This window comes from Curtobacterium sp. P97, from assembly GCF_023712445.1.
Classification (GTDB): Bacteria; Actinomycetota; Actinomycetes; order Actinomycetales; family Microbacteriaceae; genus Curtobacterium.
Genome location: NZ_JAMAYF010000001.1, coordinates 76,251 through 96,864 on the forward strand (window position 1 = coordinate 76,251; position 20,614 = coordinate 96,864).

18 protein-coding genes and 1 pseudogene are annotated in these 20,614 nt (G+C 72.7%); 10 read left to right on the forward strand and 9 right to left on the reverse strand.

Annotated features, from left to right (window positions below; genetic code table 11):
* Positions 1-35 precede the first annotated feature (35 nt).
* Positions 36-1,157: a glycosyltransferase family 2 protein gene (locus M3677_RS00330; RefSeq protein ID WP_251159510.1), complete on the forward strand. Its 1,122-nt coding sequence runs from the start codon at positions 36-38 to the stop codon at positions 1,155-1,157.
* 132 nt (positions 1,158-1,289) lie between these two features.
* Here the strand turns inward: M3677_RS00330 and M3677_RS00335 are convergent, their stop codons facing one another.
* Genes M3677_RS00335 through M3677_RS00350 form a run of 4 tightly spaced genes read right to left on the reverse strand, consistent with a single transcriptional unit; the run spans position 1,290 to position 5,834 of the window.
* Complete coding sequence (locus M3677_RS00335) at positions 1,290-3,215, reverse strand: glycosyltransferase (protein ID WP_251159511.1); 1,926 nt, start codon at positions 3,213-3,215, stop codon at positions 1,290-1,292.
* Positions 3,215-4,078 carry a glucose-1-phosphate thymidylyltransferase RfbA gene (rfbA, locus tag M3677_RS00340; protein WP_066655026.1) on the reverse strand — a complete coding sequence of 288 codons (864 nt, stop codon included), beginning with the start codon at positions 4,076-4,078 and terminating at the stop codon, positions 3,215-3,217. Before rfbA ends, M3677_RS00335 begins: the two co-directional genes overlap by 1 nt.
* A gap of 10 nt (positions 4,079-4,088) precedes the next feature.
* On the reverse strand, positions 4,089-4,697 hold the full coding sequence (locus tag M3677_RS00345) for a dTDP-4-dehydrorhamnose 3,5-epimerase (RefSeq protein ID WP_251159512.1): 609 nt from the start codon (positions 4,695-4,697) through the stop codon (positions 4,089-4,091).
* Positions 4,698-4,721: 24 nt separating this feature from the next.
* Positions 4,722-5,834, reverse strand: coding sequence for a hypothetical protein (locus M3677_RS00350; RefSeq protein WP_251159513.1), 1,113 nt, complete (start codon positions 5,832-5,834; stop codon positions 4,722-4,724).
* Between the two features lie 177 nt (positions 5,835-6,011).
* Between M3677_RS00350 and M3677_RS00355 the strand changes: the two genes are divergently transcribed.
* The 5 genes from M3677_RS00355 to M3677_RS00375 are packed head-to-tail and all read left to right on the forward strand — an operon-like array spanning position 6,012 to position 11,326.
* Positions 6,012-6,953: a glycosyltransferase family 2 protein gene (locus M3677_RS00355; protein ID WP_251159514.1), complete on the forward strand. Its 942-nt coding sequence runs from the start codon at positions 6,012-6,014 to the stop codon at positions 6,951-6,953.
* 4 nt (positions 6,954-6,957) lie between these two features.
* The gene (locus M3677_RS00360; protein ID WP_251159515.1) at positions 6,958-8,517 is read left to right on the forward strand and encodes a DUF2142 domain-containing protein; all 1,560 of its coding nucleotides are present in this window, start codon (positions 6,958-6,960) and stop codon (positions 8,515-8,517) included.
* 42 nt (positions 8,518-8,559) lie between these two features.
* Positions 8,560-9,546 carry a dTDP-glucose 4,6-dehydratase gene (rfbB, locus tag M3677_RS00365; RefSeq protein ID WP_251159516.1) on the forward strand — a complete coding sequence of 329 codons (987 nt, stop codon included), beginning with the start codon at positions 8,560-8,562 and terminating at the stop codon, positions 9,544-9,546.
* Positions 9,547-9,560: 14 nt separating this feature from the next.
* Positions 9,561-10,412: a dTDP-4-dehydrorhamnose reductase gene (gene rfbD / locus M3677_RS00370; protein WP_251159517.1), complete on the forward strand. Its 852-nt coding sequence runs from the start codon at positions 9,561-9,563 to the stop codon at positions 10,410-10,412.
* Positions 10,409-11,326: an NAD(P)-dependent oxidoreductase gene (locus M3677_RS00375; RefSeq protein WP_251159518.1), complete on the forward strand. Its 918-nt coding sequence runs from the start codon at positions 10,409-10,411 to the stop codon at positions 11,324-11,326. Before rfbD ends, M3677_RS00375 begins: the two co-directional genes overlap by 4 nt.
* A 59-nt stretch (positions 11,327-11,385) precedes the next feature.
* On the opposite strand, the gene M3677_RS00380 is transcribed toward M3677_RS00375, so the two are convergent.
* Positions 11,386-12,567, reverse strand: coding sequence for a glycosyltransferase family 4 protein (locus M3677_RS00380; RefSeq protein WP_251159519.1), 1,182 nt, complete (start codon positions 12,565-12,567; stop codon positions 11,386-11,388).
* A 29-nt stretch (positions 12,568-12,596) separates the two neighbouring features.
* Between M3677_RS00380 and M3677_RS00385 the strand changes: the two genes are divergently transcribed.
* The 3 genes from M3677_RS00385 (at position 12,597) to M3677_RS00395 (ending at position 15,715) form a co-directional block, all read left to right on the forward strand.
* Positions 12,597-13,694 carry a YbhN family protein gene (locus tag M3677_RS00385; protein WP_251159520.1) on the forward strand — a complete coding sequence of 366 codons (1,098 nt, stop codon included), beginning with the start codon at positions 12,597-12,599 and terminating at the stop codon, positions 13,692-13,694.
* Positions 13,695-13,770: 76 nt separating this feature from the next.
* A complete protein-coding gene (locus M3677_RS00390) occupies positions 13,771-14,913 on the forward strand; it encodes a glycosyltransferase family 1 protein (RefSeq protein WP_251159521.1) in 1,143 nt (380 codons plus the stop codon).
* 103 nt (positions 14,914-15,016) lie between these two features.
* Entirely contained in the window at positions 15,017-15,715 is a 699-nt protein-coding gene (locus M3677_RS00395; protein WP_251159522.1) for a hypothetical protein, read from the forward strand.
* Positions 15,716-15,757: 42 nt separating this feature from the next.
* On the opposite strand, the gene purE is transcribed toward M3677_RS00395, so the two are convergent.
* Both purE and M3677_RS00405 read right to left on the reverse strand, forming a co-directional pair.
* Entirely contained in the window at positions 15,758-16,264 is a 507-nt protein-coding gene (gene purE, locus M3677_RS00400; protein WP_251159643.1) for a 5-(carboxyamino)imidazole ribonucleotide mutase, read from the reverse strand.
* 128 nt (positions 16,265-16,392) lie between these two features.
* Positions 16,393-17,535, reverse strand: a pseudogene (locus M3677_RS00405) (5-(carboxyamino)imidazole ribonucleotide synthase); the annotation flags it as partial.
* Between the two features lie 128 nt (positions 17,536-17,663).
* Here M3677_RS00405 and M3677_RS00410 point away from each other — a divergent pair.
* The gene (locus M3677_RS00410) at positions 17,664-18,143 is read left to right on the forward strand and encodes a GtrA family protein (protein ID WP_251159524.1); all 480 of its coding nucleotides are present in this window, start codon (positions 17,664-17,666) and stop codon (positions 18,141-18,143) included.
* A 34-nt stretch (positions 18,144-18,177) separates the two neighbouring features.
* Here M3677_RS00410 and M3677_RS00415 read toward each other — a convergent pair whose 3' ends face one another.
* Both M3677_RS00415 and M3677_RS00420 read right to left on the reverse strand, forming a co-directional pair.
* Positions 18,178-18,840: a pentapeptide repeat-containing protein gene (locus M3677_RS00415; protein WP_251159525.1), complete on the reverse strand. Its 663-nt coding sequence runs from the start codon at positions 18,838-18,840 to the stop codon at positions 18,178-18,180.
* The gene (locus M3677_RS00420) at positions 18,837-20,480 is read right to left on the reverse strand and encodes a glycosyltransferase family 39 protein (protein ID WP_251159526.1); all 1,644 of its coding nucleotides are present in this window, start codon (positions 20,478-20,480) and stop codon (positions 18,837-18,839) included. The genes M3677_RS00415 and M3677_RS00420 overlap by 4 nt, the downstream gene beginning before the upstream one ends.
* Positions 20,481-20,614 lie beyond the last annotated feature (134 nt).

Here is a 20,614-nt window from a genome sequence, read left to right on the forward strand (position 1 = left end):
GCCCACCCGCCCTCCCCCGACCCGGATTGCAGCACATGATCCTCGCCGTCACCCTGATGGTCCGCGACGAAGCGGACGTCATCCCCGCCTGGCTCGACCACCACGTCGCCCAGGGCTTCGACGTCTTCGTCATCACCGACAACGGTTCGACGGACGGGACGACCGCCCTGCTCGAAGCGTTCGCCGAACGTGACGACGTCACCGTCGACCTGCGCCACGACCCCGTCCACCGCAAGCAGCAGGGCACCGTCGTGACCGGCATGGCCCGCGACGCCGCGGCGGTGCACGGGGCCGACTGGGTGGTGAACGCGGACGCCGACGAGTTCGTCCTGCCCGTCGACCGGTCGCTCACCGTCCGCCGGGTCCTCGAACGCCTCGACCCGGTCGTCGGCGCCTTCACCGTCCCCGTCGTGAACCTCGTCGGCGCACTCGCCGAGTCGGGTGCCGGAGTCGAACGCCTGCACTGGCGCGACGAGCGCTCCGTCGACGAGCTCACCGCCATCGGCCTGCTCGCCCCGCCCACCGCGAACGCCGTCCACGTCGGTGACCCGGACGTCACGGTCGTGCAGGGCAACCACCAGGTCAGCGTGGCGAACGGCGCCCCGGTGCCCGAGGAGCTCGCACTCGAGGTCCTGCACCTGCCGTGGCGGTCCTGGGCGCAGTACGCCCACCGGGTCGAGGTCACCGGCCGCGCCTACGACGCCAACCCCGACCTGACGCCGAGCCCGCGCCACCACGGGATGCGCGACTGGCGCCGCCTGCAGGAGGGGGTCCTCCAGCCCGTCTTCGCCCTGCGCTTCGTCACCGAGGACGAGGCCGAGGCGGGTCCGTTCACGCGCGACGACGGCGTCGCCGACGTCCTGCGACGCGCGGGATCGGCCGCCCTCGGCGACGCCGAGCCGGTCGTCCCGACCGACCGCCTCGAGGAGCTCCGCGCACTCGGCCGCGCGGTCGTCGACCGTGACCACCGGATCGCCGACCTCGAGGACGAGGTCCGCCAGGCGACGGAGCTCGCGGACTCGCTGCGCCGGACGGTGCAGTTCGAACGCGATGCCCATCGTGCGACCGAGACCGAGCTCGCCGCGGTGCGCGCACGACGGGTCGTCCGGCTCGCCGACCGCGCCGGCGCCGTCGCACGGCGGATCCGCGCGCGCTGACGAGCACCGGCCGATGCGCCACCGTGCGCCGGCCGGGTGGGCCGCGCTGACCATCCCGTCCGCGCCGATCCCGTCGACCGCGTCAGCCGCATCGGCCCTGCGGGCCGGGGCACCGCGCGGGCGCGCTGCCCGTCAGCCCTGCGCGCGGACGCGACGCACGGCGTCGAGCAGCGTCTCGGCCCGGTTCCGGAACGAGTGCTCGGCGCCGATCCGCTCCCCCCGCGCCACACGGTCCTCGAGCGTCGCCGACTCCCCCGCGCGGACGGTCTCGCGGAGCTGCTCGACCGAGGTGTACGTCCGCACCGCGCCGTGGAAGAGGTCGTCGACCCCCGGCACCGGGTCGGTCACGACCAGCGCCCCCGAGGCAGCGGCGTCGAACAGCCGGTTCGACAGGAAGCCGTCCCGCGCCATGTCGTCCCAGTGGTCGTTGAGCACCACCCGGGCGGTCCGGTAGAGCGCGGGCAGCTCGTCGTTCGCCACGAACACGCCGCGGTGCACGCCCTCGGGCAGGAGCCCTTCCCAGCCCTCGCCCCACACCGCGAGGTCCACCCCGGCCTCGACCGCGTCGCGGACCACGGGCCGGAACACCCGTCGGGTCTTCCCGACGAACGCGGTGTCGAGCGCGCCGAACGCGGCGTCCGGAGCACCCGGGTGGAAGCGGGCAGGGTCGGTCGCCTGCAGCAGCGGCGCGACCGGCAGCCCCGTCTGCCCGGCGACCCGGGTGGCCCACACCGGCCCGGCGGCGAACCGCAGGTCGTAGCGTGCCAGCTCCGCCGGCGTCACGAGGTCCGGGTGCGAGATCACCCAGAGCACGTTCGTCGCCGAGGGGTGCACCGGGGTGTCGTCGAGTCCGCGCAGGGTCAGCGCGACGTCGTCGAGGTGCTCGGAGAAGGGCCGGACGTGCGACTCCCGGTGGTCGACGACGACCTCCTGCCCGAGACCCCGCAGCGCCTGCGCGAGGTCGCGCGCGAAGAACGTGTCGCCCCAGTCGTCCCCCTGTGCTCCCGGGTACGCCGCGATCCGCAGCGACCAGCGCAGCCGTTCCCCTCGGTCGCGCAGGGTCAGCCGCTCGGTGCCCCGCTCGGCCCGGACGACGGGTTCGCGGAGCGCCACGGGCGCACCGACCGGGTCCGCGGTGCCCCGGGCCGGGAGGAATCCCAGGCGCTCCAGCGCCGGTGCGGTGCACTCGTCGCGACGTCCTCGCCAGGCCGCGAGTGCGTCCGCCGCGTCCGCGTCGTAGCGCCGTTCGCGGACGGCCGGGTCGCCGTAGGCCCGCCCGAGCGGCACGAGGACACAGTCGCCGTGCAGGTCGTCGGCGGTGTCGCGGGTCAGCCGGGCGACCGCGGTGCGGGTGTCGACGGTGCGGACGGGGTCCGCGAGCGCGGCGACGGGCGCGGCGAAGCAGGGCAGGTCCGCCGCGAAGACGGCCGTGCCGTCGAGTCCGTCGGCGTCCTCGGCGGGGTGGCCGCGCAGCAGCGACGCGACCGGGGCGGTCGGCTGGGGCAGGGCCGCGCCGGCGCTCAGCACCACGTCGTCGGCCGACCGGACGACGGCCACGGCGACCCGTGCCTCCCGGCTGACCGTCGCGACGAGCCGGGCGTGGGCGCCCTCGGGGAGGGTGATCGCGGCGTCCTGGACCACGACCGTGGCGGACCGGAGCTGCGCGCGTGCCGCGGCGACCGCGCCGCCCCAGGTCGCGGCGACCGTGCGCCGCGCGACCACGTGGTCGGCCGCTGGCTCGACCGGCGCGTAGGTGCTCGTCGGGCCGGCGTGCACGTCGTACGCACTGACGACGACCGTGCGTGCACCGGCGGCGACCGCGGCGGCGACCGCCGGTCGGTGCGCTCCGTCCCGGAACGACCGCTCCTGCACGGTCACGACGACGTCGAACCCGTCCGGTGCGACCGTCGGTCGGTCCGTCACGAGGGACGTGTCGACCGGGAGGCGCGGCTCGGCCGCTCCGTCGACCGCACCACCGCGGGTGGTGGCGTCGGGACCCGTCCGCTCGGCTCCCGCCGCAGCGGTCCGCCCGAACAGCCGGCCGAGCCGGGACGCCATCAGCCCTGCAGCAGGGCGTTCAGGTAGACGCCGTAGCCGCCCTTGACGAGGGGTGCCGCGAGGTCGGCGAGCTGTGCGTCGTCGATCCACCCGTTGCGCCAGGCGATCTCCTCGATGCAGCCGATCTTGAAGCCCTGGCGGTCCTCGATGACCTTGACGTACTCGGACGCCTGCATCATCGACTCGAACGTGCCGGTGTCGAGCCAGGCGGTCCCGCGGTCGAGGACCTGCACGCCGAGCTTGCCCGCCTCGAGGTACCGCTCGTTGACGGTGGAGATCTCGAGCTCACCGCGTGCGCTGGGCTCGATGGTCTTCGCGATCTCGATGACCGAGTTGTCGTAGAAGTACAGCCCCGGGACGGCGTAGTTCGACTTCGGCTGCGCGGGCTTCTCCTCGATGGAGACCGCGGTGAACGCGTCGTCGAACTCGACGACGCCGTACGCGGTGGGGTCGGCCACGTGGTAGGCGAAGATGGTCGCACCGTCGACGCCGGTGTTCTTCCGCAGGTTCGTGCCGAGGCCGGTGCCGTGGAAGATGTTGTCACCGAGGACCAGCGCGACGCTGTCGTCGCCGATGAACTCCTCGCCGATGACGAACGCCTGCGCCAGGCCGTCCGGGCTCGGCTGCACGGCGTACTGGATGTCCATGCCGAGCGACGAACCGTCGCCGAGCAGGGCCTTGAACTGCTCGTTGTACTCCGGCGTCGTGATGACCAGGACCTCGCGGATGCCGGCCATCATGAGCGTCGACAGCGGGTAGTAGACCATCGGCTTGTCGTAGATCGGCATGAGCTGCTTGCTGATGCCCTTGGTGATGGGCCAGAGGCGCGTGCCGGAACCGCCGGCGAGGATGATGCCCTTCATCGGACCGTCCTTACTTCTTCGTGCGGAGGGACTCGGTGTAGGCCACCGCTTCCTCGTAGGTCGGCAGCAGGCCCTGCTCGGCGGCCTGCTCGAGCGTCGGGGCCGAGGTGTCCTTCTCGGAGAGCACCGGCTCGCCGATCCCCTCGGGCAGCTCCAGGCCGACCGTCGGGTCGAGGATGCTGATGCCCTTCTCGCGCTGCGGGTCGTAGTGGGCGCTCACGAGGTAGTTCACCGTCGAGCGGTCCTCGAGCGCGACGATGGCGTGGCCGAGTCCCTCGGACAGGTAGACGGCCCTGCGGTCGACGTCGTCGATGCGGATCGCGTCCCACTGGCCGAACGTCGGCGACCCGACGCGGATGTCGACGATGTAGTCGATGAAGGCCCCGCGGACGGCGGTGACGTACTTGGCCTGGCTGGGGGCGACGAGGGCGTAGTGGATCCCGCGGGCGACCCCGGCGGACGAGATCGACATGTTCACCTGTCGGAGGTCGAGCGGGTGACCGACCGTGTCCTCGAGGACGTCGGCACGGTACGCCTCGAGGAACGCTCCTCGTGCGTCGCCGTGCTGGACGGGCGTGAACTCCCATGCGCCGGGGATCTTCAGTTCGCGGATCTGCACCGGGGCAGCCTAGCAAGGAGCGCGTCAGGACAGCCCGAGGGCCCGGCGCCATGCCGTCTCGCCGGGTCGGTCGTCCCCGACGGTGCGCTCCGCCAGGACGTGGCGGCGCGCCCGTCGGACACGGGCGTCGGACTCCCGCAGGGCGGCACGGACCGCCCGCTGCCACGCCTCCGGCTGGTCACCGACGAGGAGACCACCGTGCTCGTCCGCACCTCGGTACGACGGCCGGTCCGACCCGACGAAGGGCAGGCCGAGCATCGTGTACTCGAGGAACTTGAGGTCGCTCTTCGCGTCGTTGAACCGGTCGCCGGTCAACGGTGCGACCCCGGCGGACCACCGGTCGGCCTGCGCCCGGAGGAACGCGACGAAGGCCGGGTAGTGCTGCGCCCCCTCGGGGAGCGCGAGCCGGTCGTACCAGGTGTCGTCGTCGCCGGTGACCCCGACGACCTCCAGCCGGACCGGGAGGCCGTCGTCGTCGGTCAGGTCGGCGAAGACCGGACGGAGCAGGTCGAGGTCGCCGCCGTGCGTCGCGCTGCCCATGTAGAGGACGCGTCGCGGGCTGCGGTCGTCCGGGTCGGCGGCGGCAGGGCCGACGGGGTCCGCGTCCCACAGACCGGGTTGGACGCCGTTCGGCACCACGACGGCGTCGACGCCCTGCGCCGCGAGCACGTCCCGCAGCGTCGGGGTGGACACCACCACCGCGTCGGCGCCCCGGACGAGCCGATCGACTGAGGCGAGCCGGTCGGGGTCGTACTCCGCCTGCGCGAGGCGTGTGCGCGCCTCCGGGGTGAAGAAGTCGTCGTCGACCTCGGCGACGATCCGCGTGCCCTCGCGGGCGGCCCTGGCGAACGCGGCGTCGAGCGCGGCGACCGGGAAGGCGTCCCGCTGCACCAGGATCGCGTCGAGGTGCGCGGTGTCCGAACCGTCCGCCCAGCGCACCGGGTCCACCTGCGCGACCCGTGCCCTCCCGGACGCGGCGAGCGCCGTCATCCGTCCCGTCACCCGTACGTGTGCCGACGCGGGGTGCACGCCACCGGCACCGTGCACGACGAAGCCGACCAGGGGCGGAGCCGAGGTCGACGGGGCCGTGCCCCGACGACCGAGGAGACGGGCGACGGTCGACCGGAGGGGAGCCATGACCCCCATCGTGGCACGGCCGGCGGGACCAGCTGCGTAGACTGACAGCTCGCGCGCCCCGCCGTGACGGGGGCGTCGTCACCATCGCTGCGACCCGTCGTGGCGGCCCGCAGCAGCGATCCGCCGCGCCGCGCGTCGACCGCCCCTGCAGGCAGACCACAGGAGACCCGCCAGCTCGTGAAACTGTTCGTCCAGATCCCCTGCCTCAACGAGGCCGAGACCCTCCCCGCGGTCCTCGAGACCATCCCGACGTCGATCCCCGGCGTCGACGAGATCGAGGTCCTCGTCATCGACGACGGCTCGACGGACCGCACGGTCGAGGTCGCGCGGGCCCACGGGGTCCGACACTTCGTCAGGCACACCACGAACATGGGGCTCGCGCGCTCGTTCCGAGACGGTGTCGACTACGCCCTCCTGCACGGCGCCGACATCGTCGTGAACACCGACGGCGACAACCAGTACCCGCAGGCGCACATCACGGAGCTCGTGCAGCCGATCCTGCAGGGCCGGGCCGACATCGTCATCGGTGATCGCCAGACGCGCACGATCGAGCACTTCTCCGGGTTCAAGAAGGCGATGCAGACCTTCGGGTCGTGGGTCGCCAGTCGTGCCGCCGGGCTGGACCTGCCCGATGCCGCGAGCGGGTTCCGCGCGTACTCGAAGTACTCGCTGATCCGGCTGAACATCGTCACGCGCTTCAGCTACTGCATGGAGACGATCGTGCAGGCCGGGTACAAGCGCCTCGCGATCGCGAGCATCCCGATCACCACGAACGCGAAGACCCGCGAGTCACGGCTGTTCAAGAACATCTGGCAGCACATGTTCCAGTCCGGGTCGGCGATCGCCCGCGTCTACCTGATGTACCGGCCGATGGCGCTCTTCGCATCGGTGAGCGCCGTGTTCGGGGTCGCCGGGTTGATCCCGTTCGTGCGGTACCTCGTGCTGCTGTGGACCGACAGCGGCGGCAACCACCTGCAGTCGCTGATCCTCGGCGTGACCCTGGTGATCGCCGCGCTGCTCGCGATGACGATCGGAGTCGTCGCCGACCTGACCCGCATGAACCGCACGCTCGCCGAGGAACAGCTCGACCTCCAGAAGCTCGCGCGGTACGGCGACTGACCACATGACCTCCCCCACGAGCCGGCAGGAGGCACGTCCGTCGGTCGGCCGCGCGGAGGGGATCGCGCTCGGGTGCGTCGTCGCGGTGTTCGCCATCGTGCTCGGCCTCTGGGCCGTCCTCGTGCCGCCGTTCCAGGCACCCGACGAGCAGGCCCACTTCGACACCGCGCTGCACCTGGCGACCGGGGACCCTTGGGTCGGACCGGGCGACCAGCGGTACCTGCGGGCCGTGCAGGCCGCCGCGGGTGAAGCGGCTGCCGACCAGACGGCGTTCCCGCCCGCGTCCCGGTCCACGGTGGAGGAGCTCCGCACCGCGAACCCGGGGATCGACGTCGGCGCCGTCGACCAGATGACCCAGCACCCGCCGACCGCGTACGTCCTGCAGGCCGTCCTGCTCCGCCTGGTCGGGTTCGAGCACCTCCGGTGGGACCACGCCCTGCTGACGCTGCGAATCGCCGACGCCTCGCTCGTGCTCCCCCTCCCGCTGCTCGCCTGGGCGGCGGTCCGTCGGATCACGCGCTCCCCACGCGCTGCCGTCGTGGGGGCGGCGGCCGTCCTTGCAGCGCCGGAGCTCGCCTCGATCGCCGCGTCCGTGACGAACGACGCGCTCGTGTACCTGCTCGGCGGTGTGGTCACGGCGGTGCTCGTGCGGGTGCTCACCGGCGACCGTCGACGCCGGGTGCTGGTGGTGCTCGGACTGGCGCTCGGCGCGCTGGTGCTCACCAAGGGCACGGGGCTGCCCGCGGTCCCCGTGGTCGCGCTCGCCCTGGTCGTCGGACCCGGCGCTCCCAGGTGGGGCCGACGGACCGTCGAGACCCTCGGCACGCTGATGCTCGCCGGCGCCGTCGGGGGCTGGTGGTGGGTCCGGAACGTCGTCGTGCACCACACCCTCCAGCCGGACGGCTACGCGGCGATCCGGCCACCGCAGTCCTTCCCGCCGGGCGAGGGCCCCGACCTCGCGACCTTCGTCGACGTCAGCTGGGGCACGGTCATCCGCACGTTCTGGGGCAGTTTCGGGTCGAACGCCAGCGCCGCGCTCTCCCCGTGGCTCGTCGTCCCGGTCACACTCGTCACGGTGGGCGTCGTCGCCGTGCTGGCGTTCCGTCGGGCGCCCGAACGTCGCGCCGCGGTCGTCCTCGCGGTCTTCCCGGTCCTGCTCCTCGCCGGGCAGACGATCACGAGCGCACGGGCGTACCTCGTGACGGCATCGGTCGTCGGGACCCAGGGCCGGTACCTGTTCCCGTCGCTCGTGGCCCTCGTCGTGCTCAGCGCCGTCGCCTGGCGGCGGCTCCCCACGGGTCGTCGCCGGTCCGGCGCGCTCCCGGTCGCGCTCACCGCGGCCGCGGTGGCGATGGCGTGCACGGGTCTGGTGACCGCCGCCACCCGGCTCGTCCCCGACTCCGGATACGCCGTCTGGTCCGAGGGTGCCCCCGGCTCGACGGCCATCGCGGCGCTGGGCGTCGCGGCGCTGGCGGTCACCGCCGTCGCGCTGTCCGCGGTGGCGCGCACGCCCCCATCGCTCCCCCGGGGTGGCCTCGACGGCCACGCGCCGGAGCCCCGCTAGACTGCTCGCCGACCGCAAACGGCCAGGAGAAGGAAGAACAGCGTGAAGATCCTCGTCACCGGAGGAGCCGGCTTCATCGGCTCCAACTTCGTCCGTCGGACGCTCGAAGACGCCTACCCCGGCCTCGAGGGCGCCGAGGTCGTCGTCTACGACGCCCTGACCTACTCGGGCAACCTGGAGAACCTGGCATCCGTGTCCGGCTCTCCGCGCTACTCCTTCGTGCAGGGTGACATCCGCGACGCCGCGAAGCTGGACGAGGTCGTCCCGGGCATCGACGCGATCGTGCACTTCGCCGCCGAGTCGCACGTCGACCGATCGGTCCGCGACTCCGGCATCTTCGTCGAGACCAACGTCGTCGGCACGCAGCGCCTCCTCGACGCCGCGCTCCGCCACGGCACCGAACGCTTCGTGCACGTGTCGACGGACGAGGTCTACGGCTCGATCAGCGAGGGCTCGTGGGACGAGGAGCGTCCGCTCGAGCCGAACTCGCCGTACTCGGCATCGAAGGCCGGCAGCGACCTGCTCGCCCGCAGCTACCACCGCACCCACGGGCTGAACCTCTCGATCACGCGCTGCTCGAACAACTACGGGCCGTACCACTTCCCCGAGAAGGTCATCCCGCTCTTCGTCACCAACCTGATCGACGACCGGCACGTCCCGCTCTACGGCGAGGGCAACAACATCCGTGACTGGCTGCACGTCGACGACCACACACGCGGCATCGCGATGGTGCTCGTCAAGGGCCGTGCCGGCGAGACCTACAACATCGGCGGCGGCACCGAGCTGACCAACAAGGAGCTCACGCAGCTGCTCCTCGACGCAACCGGCAAGGACTGGTCGTACGTCGACCGCGTCGAGGACCGCCTCGGCCACGACCTCCGCTACTCGGTGGACATCTCGAAGATCCAGGCCGAGCTCGGTTACGAGCCACAAGTGCCGTTCGAGCAAGGCCTCGCCGACGTCGTGCAGTGGTACCGCGACAACCGCTCGTGGTGGGAGCCCTTGAAGGAGCGCGCCGCGCTCGCCTGAGCCGGACCGACACCATGACCCGGTTCCTCATCACCGGTGCCTCCGGCATGCTCGGCCAGGACCTCCAGCAGGTCCTGGCCGGACGCCCGGTCACGGCGCTCTCCCGAGCCGACCTCGACATCACCGACCAGGCCGCTGTCGACGAGGCTGTCGCCGGCCACGACGTCGTGCTGAACGCAGCGGCGTACACGAAGGTCGACGACGCCGAGACGCACGAGGCCGACGCGTACGCGGTCAACGCCACGGGTCCCGGGGTCCTGGCGACCGCCGCTACCGCAGCCGGTGCGCGCCTCGTCCAGATCTCCACGGACTACGTCTTCCCCGGCACGGGGACGACGCCCTACTCCGAGGACGAACCGACCGATCCGCTCGGCGCCTACGGGCGCACGAAGGCCGCCGGTGAGCATGCTGTGCGCACGATCGCGCCGGACTCGTCCCTCGTCGTCCGCACCGCATGGCTCTACGGCGCCGGCGGCCCCAACTTCGCCAGGACGATGGTCCGCCTCGCGGCCACGCACGACACGGTCAGCGTCGTGACCGACCAGGTCGGGCAGCCGACGTGGACCGGGGACCTGGCCCGCCAGGTCGTCGCGCTCGTCGACGCCGATGCCCCGGCTGGGGTGTACCACGGCACGAACGGCGGCCAGGGCTCCTGGTACGACTTCACCCGTGCGATCTTCACCGAGGTCGGACTCGATCCGGAACGGGTCCTGCCGACCGACAGCTCCGCGTTCGTACGGCCCGCACCGCGTCCGGCGTACAGCGTCCTCGGCCACGACGGCTGGGCCCGCGCCGGCCTCGCGCCCATGCGCGACTGGCGGGACGCCCTGCACGCAGCCGTCGGAGCCGGCGTGCTCTCCGCGTGAGCGACAGGACCGCCCTCGTCGTCGGTGGCGGCGGGTTCCTCGGCCACGCGGTCGCCCGCGCCCTCGAGCGCGCCGGCGACCGGGTGGTCGTCCCGCGTGTCCCGTGGGACGACCCGGACGCTGCCGCTGCTGCACTGCGCGAAGCGGTGACGGCAGTCCTCGAGCGCGATCGCCCCTGGCGCATGGTCTGGAGTGCCGGGACCGGGATCGTCGCCTCCGGCGAGCAGGCCTTCTCGAGCGAGCGAGCGATGCTCGACCGGGTCCTCGCTCCCGCCGGGATCGTCACGTCCACACCGGGCGAGGTGTTCTTCGCGTCCTCCGCCGGCGGTGTCTACGCCGGGGCGACGGGTGTGCCGTTCGACGAGCACACCGAGCCTGCACCGCTCGCCCCGTACGGACGGAGTCGGCTGACCGCCGAACAGCGCTTCCGGGAGTTCGCTTCCGACGCCGGCGCACGACTGCTCGTCGGACGCATCGCGAACCTGTACGGGCCCGGCTCGAACCTGCGCAAGCCGCAGGGCCTGGTGTCGCAGCTCGCGCTCGCCCACGTCGAGCGGCGTCCGTCGTCGATCTACGTCCCCATGGACACCACCCGGGACTACCTCTACATCGACGACGCGGCGGCGATGGTGGCCGAGGGCCTCGACGCGGTCGCGGCGGGTCCCGCGGGTGCGACGACCACCAAGATCTTCGCCTCGCAGCAGGGACGGACCATCACCGAGGTCGTCGATGCCGTCTCCGCTGCCTTCGGCGAGCCGCTCGACGTCCGCGAGGGCCACGACCTCTCGGCACCGTTCCACGGTCGGGACCTGCAGTTCCGGTCGTCGGTGCTCACCGAGCTCGACGATCGCGAGCACGTCCCCTTCGAGGAGGGCGTCCGTCGCACCGTTGCAGCCGTGCGCGGGTCGCGCTGACCTCGAGCCGCACCGTACGAGTCCGGCACGGTGGTGCTGCGGCGGGCTCGCGGGCGGACTCAGCCCTGCAGAGCCGCCGTGAGGAGCGCCCGGTACCGCTCGCCGACCGCGTCGACCGTGTGTGCCGCAGCGGTGGCACGGGCGGCTGCACCGAGCCGTTCGGCGAGTTCCGGTGCGGCCAGCAGCCGGTCGAGCGCGGCGGCGAGCGCGTCGGGGTCGCCGGGCGACACGAGCAGGCCGTTCACGCCGTCCTCGACCACGTCGACGATGCCGGGGACCGCCGAGGCGACGATTGCACAACCGGCCGCCATCGCCTCGAGCAGGGCGACAGGGAGCCCGTCACGGTCGCCGTTCGCTGCCGGGACCGACGGGTAGACCGCGATGCCTGCCTGCGCGTAACGGGCGGCGAGCGCGTCCTTGCCCTGCGCGCCGACGAAGTCGACCTCGGTGACGGCGCGAGCCTCGAGCGAGGTCCTCAGGGGGCCGTCGCCGACGACGACGACCTCGCTCGGTCGGCGTTCCAGGCGATCGAGCGCCTCGAGGAGCACCGTTGCGCCCTTCTTCTCGACGAGGCGACCGACGAACAGGACCCGGTCGGACGTGCGTCGCTCCCGCGCGACCGCCGAGGCGATGGGGGCGAGGTCCACCCCCATCGGGACGACGTGGACCTGGTCGTCCCGGGCGCCGAGCGCCCGGAGCTCCCGCGCCATGTCGGTGCTCATGCAGGTGACCGCCGAGGCGCTCGCGACGACGGACCGCTTGGCGCGCTGCAGCAGCGGGTGCCGCAGGGCGTAGAGGTCGCCGCCCAACGTGGTGACGACCCGTGGCAGGCGTCCCAGCACGACCTTGCCGACGACGCCCTGCGGGATGATCCAGTGCAGCAGCGCGACGTCCGGGCGCGACCGCCGCGCCTCGCGTCGGAGTGCCCGGGCCATGGCCCCGAAGAAGAACGGCACCTGCAGCCAGCGGACCGGAGATGCCCGGAGGTTGTCGACGATCGCGCCGTCGGCAAGATCCTGCCACCGGGCGGGGAAGTACGAGTACCGCCGCACCTCGACGTCCCCGATGCGCTGGTGCTTCCGTGCGCCCCGCGTCATCGGGGCGACGACCACGACCCGGTGGTCGGACGACAGTGCGGTGGCGAGGTCGAGCACGAAGCCCGGGGTACCGTCACCAGCCTCGGCCGGGAACGTCGACGCGGCGACGAGCAGGGTCGGACGGCCGGCGGGATCGGGGTGCATGCAGCGCTCTCGCTTAGAGTGGTCGATCGATGGACGCACGCCAGCCTACGGGGTCCACCGCCGACGGAGCACCCGCCGACGGAGGTGCCGCACCCGAGCCCACGACCGAGTCGACGGTGGCCGCGACGACGTCCGCCGCCGGGCCGACCACACGCGCGACGCCGCCCGCAGCCGCGTCACGGGGCCGCCGCGCGCGCGTCCTCGACGTCGTCAAGTGGGCCGCCGCCGTGGTCGCGGTGGTGCTGCTGGTGGTGGGGGTCGCACGGCAGTGGGACGAGATCGTCGCGGACTTCGCTCGCCTCGACGCGCTGACGGTCACGCTCGGCATCGTCCTCACCCTCGCTGCCCTGGTCGCGAACATGCTGTCGTGGCGGGCGATGATGGCGGCCACCGGGTCCCGGCTCGGGCTGGCCGCGTCCTCGTCCATCTTCTTCGTCGGCCAACTCGGCAAGTACATCCCGGGCGGCGTGTGGTCGATCGCCGCCCAGGCGGAGCTCGGACGGGCCCACGGACTCGCCAGGACGGGCAGCGCGGTCGCCTCGCTCGCGTCGATGCTCGTCAGCATGGTCACCGCTGCCCTGGTCGGCATCCTCGCACTGCTCGTCGGGTCCGCCGACGGCCTCGTCACGTTCTGGTGGCTCGGGATCGTCGTCGTCCTCGGTCTCGCCGCCCTCACGCCGCCGGTCCTCGGCCGACTCATCGCCGTCGCGATGCGGCTGTTGCGGCGACCGCGGCAGGACATCTCGCTGACCTGGGCCGGTACCACCGCGTCGATCCTGTGGTCGGTCGTCATGTGGGCGGCCTACGGCGGACAGGCGACCCTCGTGCTGCGCGCGTTCGGAGCCGACTCGTCCGTCCTGCTGCCCGTGGCGACGGGGGCCTACGCCGTCGCTTGGCTCGTCGGTTTCCTCGTGGTCATCGCTCCGGCCGGCCTCGGACCGCGCGAGGGGGTCCTGCTGTTGCTGCTCGGGTCGGTGACGGACAGCACCGGCGCGCTCGCGCTCGCGGTCGTCAGCCGGGCGTTCATGACCCTCGGCGACGTCGTGCTCGCGGGGGGCGGTGCCGCTCTGGCGGTCCGTCACCGACGGCGGAGCGCAGCAGCGACAGGGACCGACCAGGCACCGTGAAGACCCGGCGTCCCCTGGTAGTCTCCGGACCTGGCGAGCAGCTGCGCCGTCGGACCACAACGAGGAGCACCATCGCATGACCACTCTCCGCGTGATCGTGGACCAGGTGATCGCCCCCGTGCCGGGCGGCATCGGACGCTACGCGGAGGAACTGACCCGGAAGCTCGTCGAGACCGCTCCGGCCGGGTGTGACGTCGAGGCCGTGGTCTCCGCGACCTCCACCGCTGGGCTCGAGCGGCTCCGCACCCTGCTGCCGGGGGTCGCTGATGTCCAACGGTTGGCCCTGCCCCGGCGCGAGCTCGCGCTCGCGTGGCAGGCGGGACTGGCGCACGGGGCGTCGCACGGCATGGTGCACGCTCCGAGCGTGCTGGCTCCCCTGGTGCGGCACGACCGCTTCCGCGAGCTCGGTCGACAGACCGTCGTGACCGTCCACGACACCGTGCCGTGGACCCACCCCGAGACCCTCACGGCCCGCGGTGTGCACTTCCACAAGGCGATGGTGAAGCGCGCGTGGCGGTACGCGGACGCGGTCGTGGTGCCGACGCACGCCGTCGCCGCGGCACTGAACGAGATCCACCGCTTCGACGACCGACTCCGTGTCATCGGCGGTGCACCGAGCGCCCGACTCCGGCTGCCGGTGGACGCTGACCTGCGGGCCGAGCGGCTCGGTCTCCCCGACCGGTACGTCCTCGCCGTCGGCACGCTCGAGCCCCGCAAGGGCCTGCGTCCGCTGATCGAGGCGATGGCGCACGCGGAGGCCCCCGTCGACGTCCCCCTGGTCATCGCCGGTCCGGACGGCTGGGGTGACGTGGACGTCACGGCCATCGCGGAGCAGGCCGGACTTCCGCAGGACCGGGTCAGGGTGCTCGGCCGCATCGACGATGCGGACCTCGCGGTGGCGTACGACCGCGCCGCCGTCTTCGTCTTCCCCAGCCTGGCCGAGGGCTTCGGTCTGCCGGTGATCGAGGCGATGAGCCTGGGGACCCCCGTGGTCCACTCGGACGACCCCGCACTGCGCGAGGTCGCTGCGGACGCCGGAGTGACGGTCGCCCGGGAGCCTGCCGCCTCGTACCCGGAACGACTCGCCCAGGCCGTGTACCAGGTGGTGCACGACCCGCACCTCGCGGACCGGCTCGCGATCGCCGGGCCCGACCGTGCTCGCATGTTCGACTGGACGGACTCGGCACACGAGACCTGGCAGCTGCACGCCGACATCTAGGTCCTCCCGCTGGCGTCAGCGGCGCATCACGGGTGCGCATCGATGCACCGGGCGACGTGTGTCGCCTCCGCACGGTGTGTGGAGCGCCTGCGATCATCGGGACATGCAGCGACGCCGTTCACTCCCCGTCCTCACCGCCTCGACCGCGATCGGCCTCGGGCTCGCCCTCGCGCTGTCCGCGTGCTCCGGTGCCGAGGACCCGGGGCCCAGCGGGTCTGCGACCGCCACGCGCTCCGCCTCTGCGACCCCCGACCCGTCGGGGACGGCAGCGGCACCCTCCGGCGACGGGAAGCCGTCGACCCCGTCGACCCCGTCGGACGACCAGACCGGTCCGGTCGACGACGGGACCGGACCCGGCACCGGGAACGGCAGCGGGGTCGACCAGCCCGAGTCGGTCGACTTCGGCCTGGTGACGGAGCAGGGCGTCGCGGCGGCCGGGGGCGGGACGGTCGTCTCGGTCGTCGGCGCGGGCGACAACTGGACCGTGGTCGTCGCCGGGCCCGACGGGTCGCAGACGCAGTCGGTCGTGTCGGCGACGCTCGGACGCGTGACGTCCGGGCCCTTCCCGAAGGACGCCGACGAGGCCACGAAGGCGGCGAACGTCGCCCGGGCGGCGGCGGTGCGGATCGACGCCGTCGCAGCAGCGGACCGCGCGCTCGGCGCGGTCGCAGGCAGCTCCCTGACGTCGCTGGTGCTCGGAGGGTCCGGTCAGGCACCCGTGTGGACTGCGACGGTGACCGCGGGCGGGACCACCTCGACGGTCACGGTGGACGCCGTGACGGGGACGACCTCGGCCTCCTGACCGGGGTCGGCCCGCCGTCGCGCAGCGCGCGTCGGGGACCGATCAGAGCTGGTCGCGGAGCGCGCGGGCCTTCTGCTCGACGACCTGCTCGAGCCCGGACGCGTACTCGGCGAGTCGGTCCGCCACGTCGGCGTCCGCCGAGCCGATGATCCTGGCCGCGAGGAGTCCGGCGTTCGCGGCGCCGTTGATGGCCATCGTCGCGACCGGGATCCCGGCCGGCATCTGCACGATGGACAGCAGCGAGTCGAGGCCGTCCAGACGTGCCAGCTGCACCGGGACGCCGATGACGGGCAGCGTCGTCAGCGACGCGACCATCCCCGGGAGGTGCGCCGCCCCTCCGGCGCCCGCGATGACGACGCGCACGCCCCGCCCGGCGACCGCGCGCCCGTACCGCACCATCTTGTCCGGTGTGCGGTGGGCCGACACCACGTCCGCCTCGAACGGGATGGTGAGCTCGTCGAGGATCTCCGCGGCCGCACGCATGGTGGGCCAGTCCGAGTCCGATCCCATGATGATCGATACGAGCGGCTCTGGCGCAGTGTGTTCCATCACCCGACGAGCCTAGCCGTCGTGCAGCGCAGGCCGTCTGCCGGTCGGGAGGCGCGTGGCGGCCGGTCCCCGTGCCTCCCGTCCGGCGGGCACGGCGCAGGCCGCGTGCTCACCCGACCGTCGGACGGTCAGTCCGCGAAGTGCTCCGCGGCGCTCCGCGCCCGCCACACGACGTCGTCGACGTCGTCGCCGATCACGGTCACGTGGCCGACCTTGCGACCCGGCCGCGGGGACTTGCCGTAGAAGTGGTACTTCGCCTCCGGGAACGCCTCGAGCGCAGCGGGGTACCGAGCGGCGAGGTCGCCGTCCGCCGGACCGCCGAGCACGTTCACCATGACGGCTGTGGGCGCGTGCATGCCGGTGGCCCCGAGCGGCAGGTCCAGCACCGCACGCAGGTGCTGCTCGAACTGGCTCGTCGTCGACCCGTCGATGGACCAGTGGCCGGTGTTGTGCGGGCGCATCGCGAGCTCGTTGACGAGGATGCGCTCGTCGTCCGTCTGGAACAGCTCGACCGCGAGCACCCCGGTGACCCTGAGCTCCTCGGCCAGCCGTACCGCGATCGACTCGGCCACGTCGGCGATCCGGCCCGCGCTCGCGGGGGCCGGAGCGATGACCTCTGCGCAGACACCGTCGCGCTGCACGGTCTCGACGAGGGGCCAGGCGACCACCTCGCCGGACGGGCGACGTGCCACCGACTGCGCGAGCTCACGGGTGAACGGCACGAGCTCCTCGACCAGGAGCGCCTGGTCGCCGCCGGCCTCGGACACGGCGAGGAACCAGTCGTCGACGTCGGAGGGGTCGGTGACGACGCGGACGCCCTTGCCGTCGTAGCCGCCGCGCGCCGTCTTCACCACGGCCCGGCCGCCGTGCTCGTCGAGGAAGGCGCCGAGCTCGGTCTGGTCGTGCACGGCCGCCCAGTCGGGCACCGGGACGCCGAGCTCGGTCAGCCGGGTCCGCATCGTGATCTTGTCCTGGGCCACCGCCAGCGCCTCGGGGCCCGGCCGGACAGCCACGCCGGCGTCGACGAGCCCGCGCAGGACGTCCTGCGGGACGTGCTCGTGGTCGAAGGTGACGACGTCCACGTCGCGCGCGAAGGCCAGCACCGTGTCGAGGTCGCGGTGGTCGCCCTCCGCCGTGACCGCGATGGCCGCGGACATGCCCTGCCCCTCGGCGAGGACACGGACATCGAGCCCGAGCTCGATCGCCGCGGGGACCATCATCCGAGCGAGCTGGCCGCCACCGATGACTCCGACGCGCAACGCCATGCTGTGAGTTCCTTCCGCGGTTCTCTCCGTCCGGAGAGCACCGCTCGTCTATAGTTTCCTGTCGGTCGATCTTCGATCCACCGCGGCGGTCCCTCGGACCCACCGACAGTCACTCTACGGATCCAGGAGGCCCCGTGCGGCGTCTCATCGCCCAGCTCGCCCGCTTCGGCATCGTCGGGGCCGTCGGCTTCGTCGTCGACCTCGGGGTGTTCAACCTGCTGCGGGCGACGGTCCTGTCGCCGGACGAGATCCACTCGGGTCCGTTCTGGGCGAAGGTCGTGTCGACGATCGTCGCGATCTTCGTGAACTGGATGGGCAACCGCTACTGGACCTTCCGGAACCAGCGTCGCTCGGTCGCCGCGAAGGAGGGCCTGGAGTTCGTCGTGGTGTCCCTCGGCGGCATGGTGATCTCGCTCGGCTGCCTCGGGGTCTCCCACTACGTGCTCGGTTTCACGTCGGCGCTCGCGGACAACATCTCCGGCAACGTGATCGGCCTGGTGCTCGGCACCGTGTTCCGCTTCTGGCTCTACAAGGCGTGGGTGTACCACCCGGACCGCGTCGAGCGCGAAGCCGACCGTGCCGCCGACGCGGAGGCCCCCGCAGCGCAGCGCTGACCGGATCGGTGCCGTCGGGACCGGTGTCGCGGCCTCAGCCCTCGCCCTGGTCGACCGACATCTCGATCGTGTACTCGAGCGTCTGTTCCGGGGACGGCCCGGTCTTCACGTAGCAGGTCACCGGGGTCGTGCCCGGGTAGAAGAGGCCCTCGCGGTTCACGCAGGTGTTGTCGACGATGCCGGGCTGCGTCCCGGACGTCCACCGGAGCAACACCGGGTCCTGGCCGTCCGTCGTCGCGGATCCGGCGACCGCGGCGAGCGGGGTACCGGAGATCCGCATGCTGCTGATCACGGCATCGGTGAACCGGGTGTCGCCGAGTCGCGCGTCCGTGATCGAGGCCCCGGTCAGGTCGGTCTGCGTGAGGTCGGTCCCCCGCAGGTCCGCGCCGGTCAGGTCGGCACCGTACAGGATGGTGCCGGTCAGGTCGGCGCCGGACAGGTCCGCACCACGGAGGTCGGCGAGCCGGAGGTCACGCTGGCGCAGGTCGGCACCGGCGAGGTCCACGCGCGGGCAGTGCGTCCGGTGGTCCACGGACGGCGCGTCGACGACGGCGCAGCCGCCGATCGTCTCGGTGGCCGGACCGGCGGAGGTGCGGTCGAGGACGACCGCACCGGCTGCTGCGAGGAGCACGACCATGCCGACGACCGCCAGGGTCCGTGGCCGGGAACGGCGCCTGGTGCGCTGGACGTCCGTCATGCCCCGCCTCCCGACGATCCGGTGAGCCAGTCCGGCAGCACACGCAGGGCGACGTCCGAGTACCAGCTCGGGTCGCGGGCGTTGGCGAAGAAGGCCACCGGCGTCGAGTACAGGACGAGTACGACGAGCACGACCACCGCCAGTGGGACGCCCGCGACGCGTCGCACCCCGACGGGCAGGGATCGCCACGAGGCCAGCCCCGCTGCCAGGGCGAACGCGTAGACGATCGGCAGGACCGGCAACAGGTAGCGCCCGGAGAAGGCGAGCTCCTGGTCGAGCTGCAGGACCGTCCGCACGTTGAACACGAACATGGCGACCACGTACACCGCGGCGATCGCGAACGCCCAGACCGTGGCCCTGCTCCGCAGCAGCTTCCGGAGGGTGAGGAGCAGGGCGAGGCACGCGGCGACGAACACGACCGTGCCGAGCAGTGCCACGCCGGGATCGAGCACCCAGGCGGAGTTCCGGTCCCGGTAGAAGAAGATCGACTGCAGGTAGGTGGTGCACCAGCGTCCGACGAACTCGAGGGCGTCGACGGACGGCTGCGACTTCCCCGTGACGATGTCGAGGTCGTGCACGCGTTCGAAGGCGTAGTTGCGCGCGTAGATGTCGAAGGTCAGGCACTGCTGGTGCGTGTGCAGCTTGTCGCAGTCCGGGTTGACCTGGCGGTAGCGCACCAGGTTGATCCCGTACCGCTCGACGAGGACGACGGCCGCGACGACGAACGCGACGAGCCGAGCGGTCGTCCTGACGGTCCGGCGACGCAGGTCCGTCGCCAGGTCCGACGCCGCACGGCGGGGGTCGAGCGCGCGGCGGAGACCGTCGCGCTGCGCGACGAGGACGATCGCGAGGACGATCGCGACGACCACGAAGGGCAGGAACGTGTACTTCGTGATGATCGCCCATGCGCCGGCGACGACCGCTCCGCCCAGCGCCGCCGAAGCGGGGTCGCGGACGTACCGGACCGTGAGGAGCAGGCAGACCAGGAACAGGGTCGTGGCCGGGGCGTCGTAGCTGACCGCCGCCGACTGCCAGACGTAGCGGCCGGTGAAGGCCAGGAGCACGGTGGTCAGGACGGCCGTCGGCGCGGAGAACCCGATGGCCTCGACGAGACGCCGGACGGCGACGAGACCGAGCGCGCCGAACACCACGTTGACGAGCCGCAGGGACACGACCACCCAGCCGTACGGCACCGACTCGTGCAGCATCAGCTTCACCGGGAAGCTCATCACGTAGTAGTACGCGTAGCTCGGGAACCGCAGGACCTCACCCATCGCCAGGTCCCGGGTCGGCACGCTGTCGATGATCGGCCCCGCTGCGACGGACCGCTGCGCGTAGAAGAGGATGTTCGCGATGTGCCGGTGTTCGTCGGGGGCGATGGTGCCGGCGTAGGGCACGTTGCCGTTCCCGTCGACCACCGGGTAGTGCAGCACCACCGCGAACACCACGCCGAGCAGCACGAAGGCCACGAGCGTCGCCCGGAGGACCCACGGGCGTGTGAGGAGCTCGCCGACCCACGCGAGCCGGTCGCCCGAGCTGCTGCCGGCGCCGGCCGGGCGGCCTCCGCCGTGCGGTCGGACCGCCGTCGCGTGCGCGACCGCACGACTCGACGGTGCGGTGTCGTGCGCGCTTCCGGACATCGGCTCGACGATATCCCGTCCACTCCCCCTCCCGCGACACTGACTGCCCGGCCGCGGCGCACGGGGAGTGCGTCGCCCCTCCCCGCCGCGGCCGACCGGTATCGTGGACGACCGTGTGCCGGGACGCCGACCGG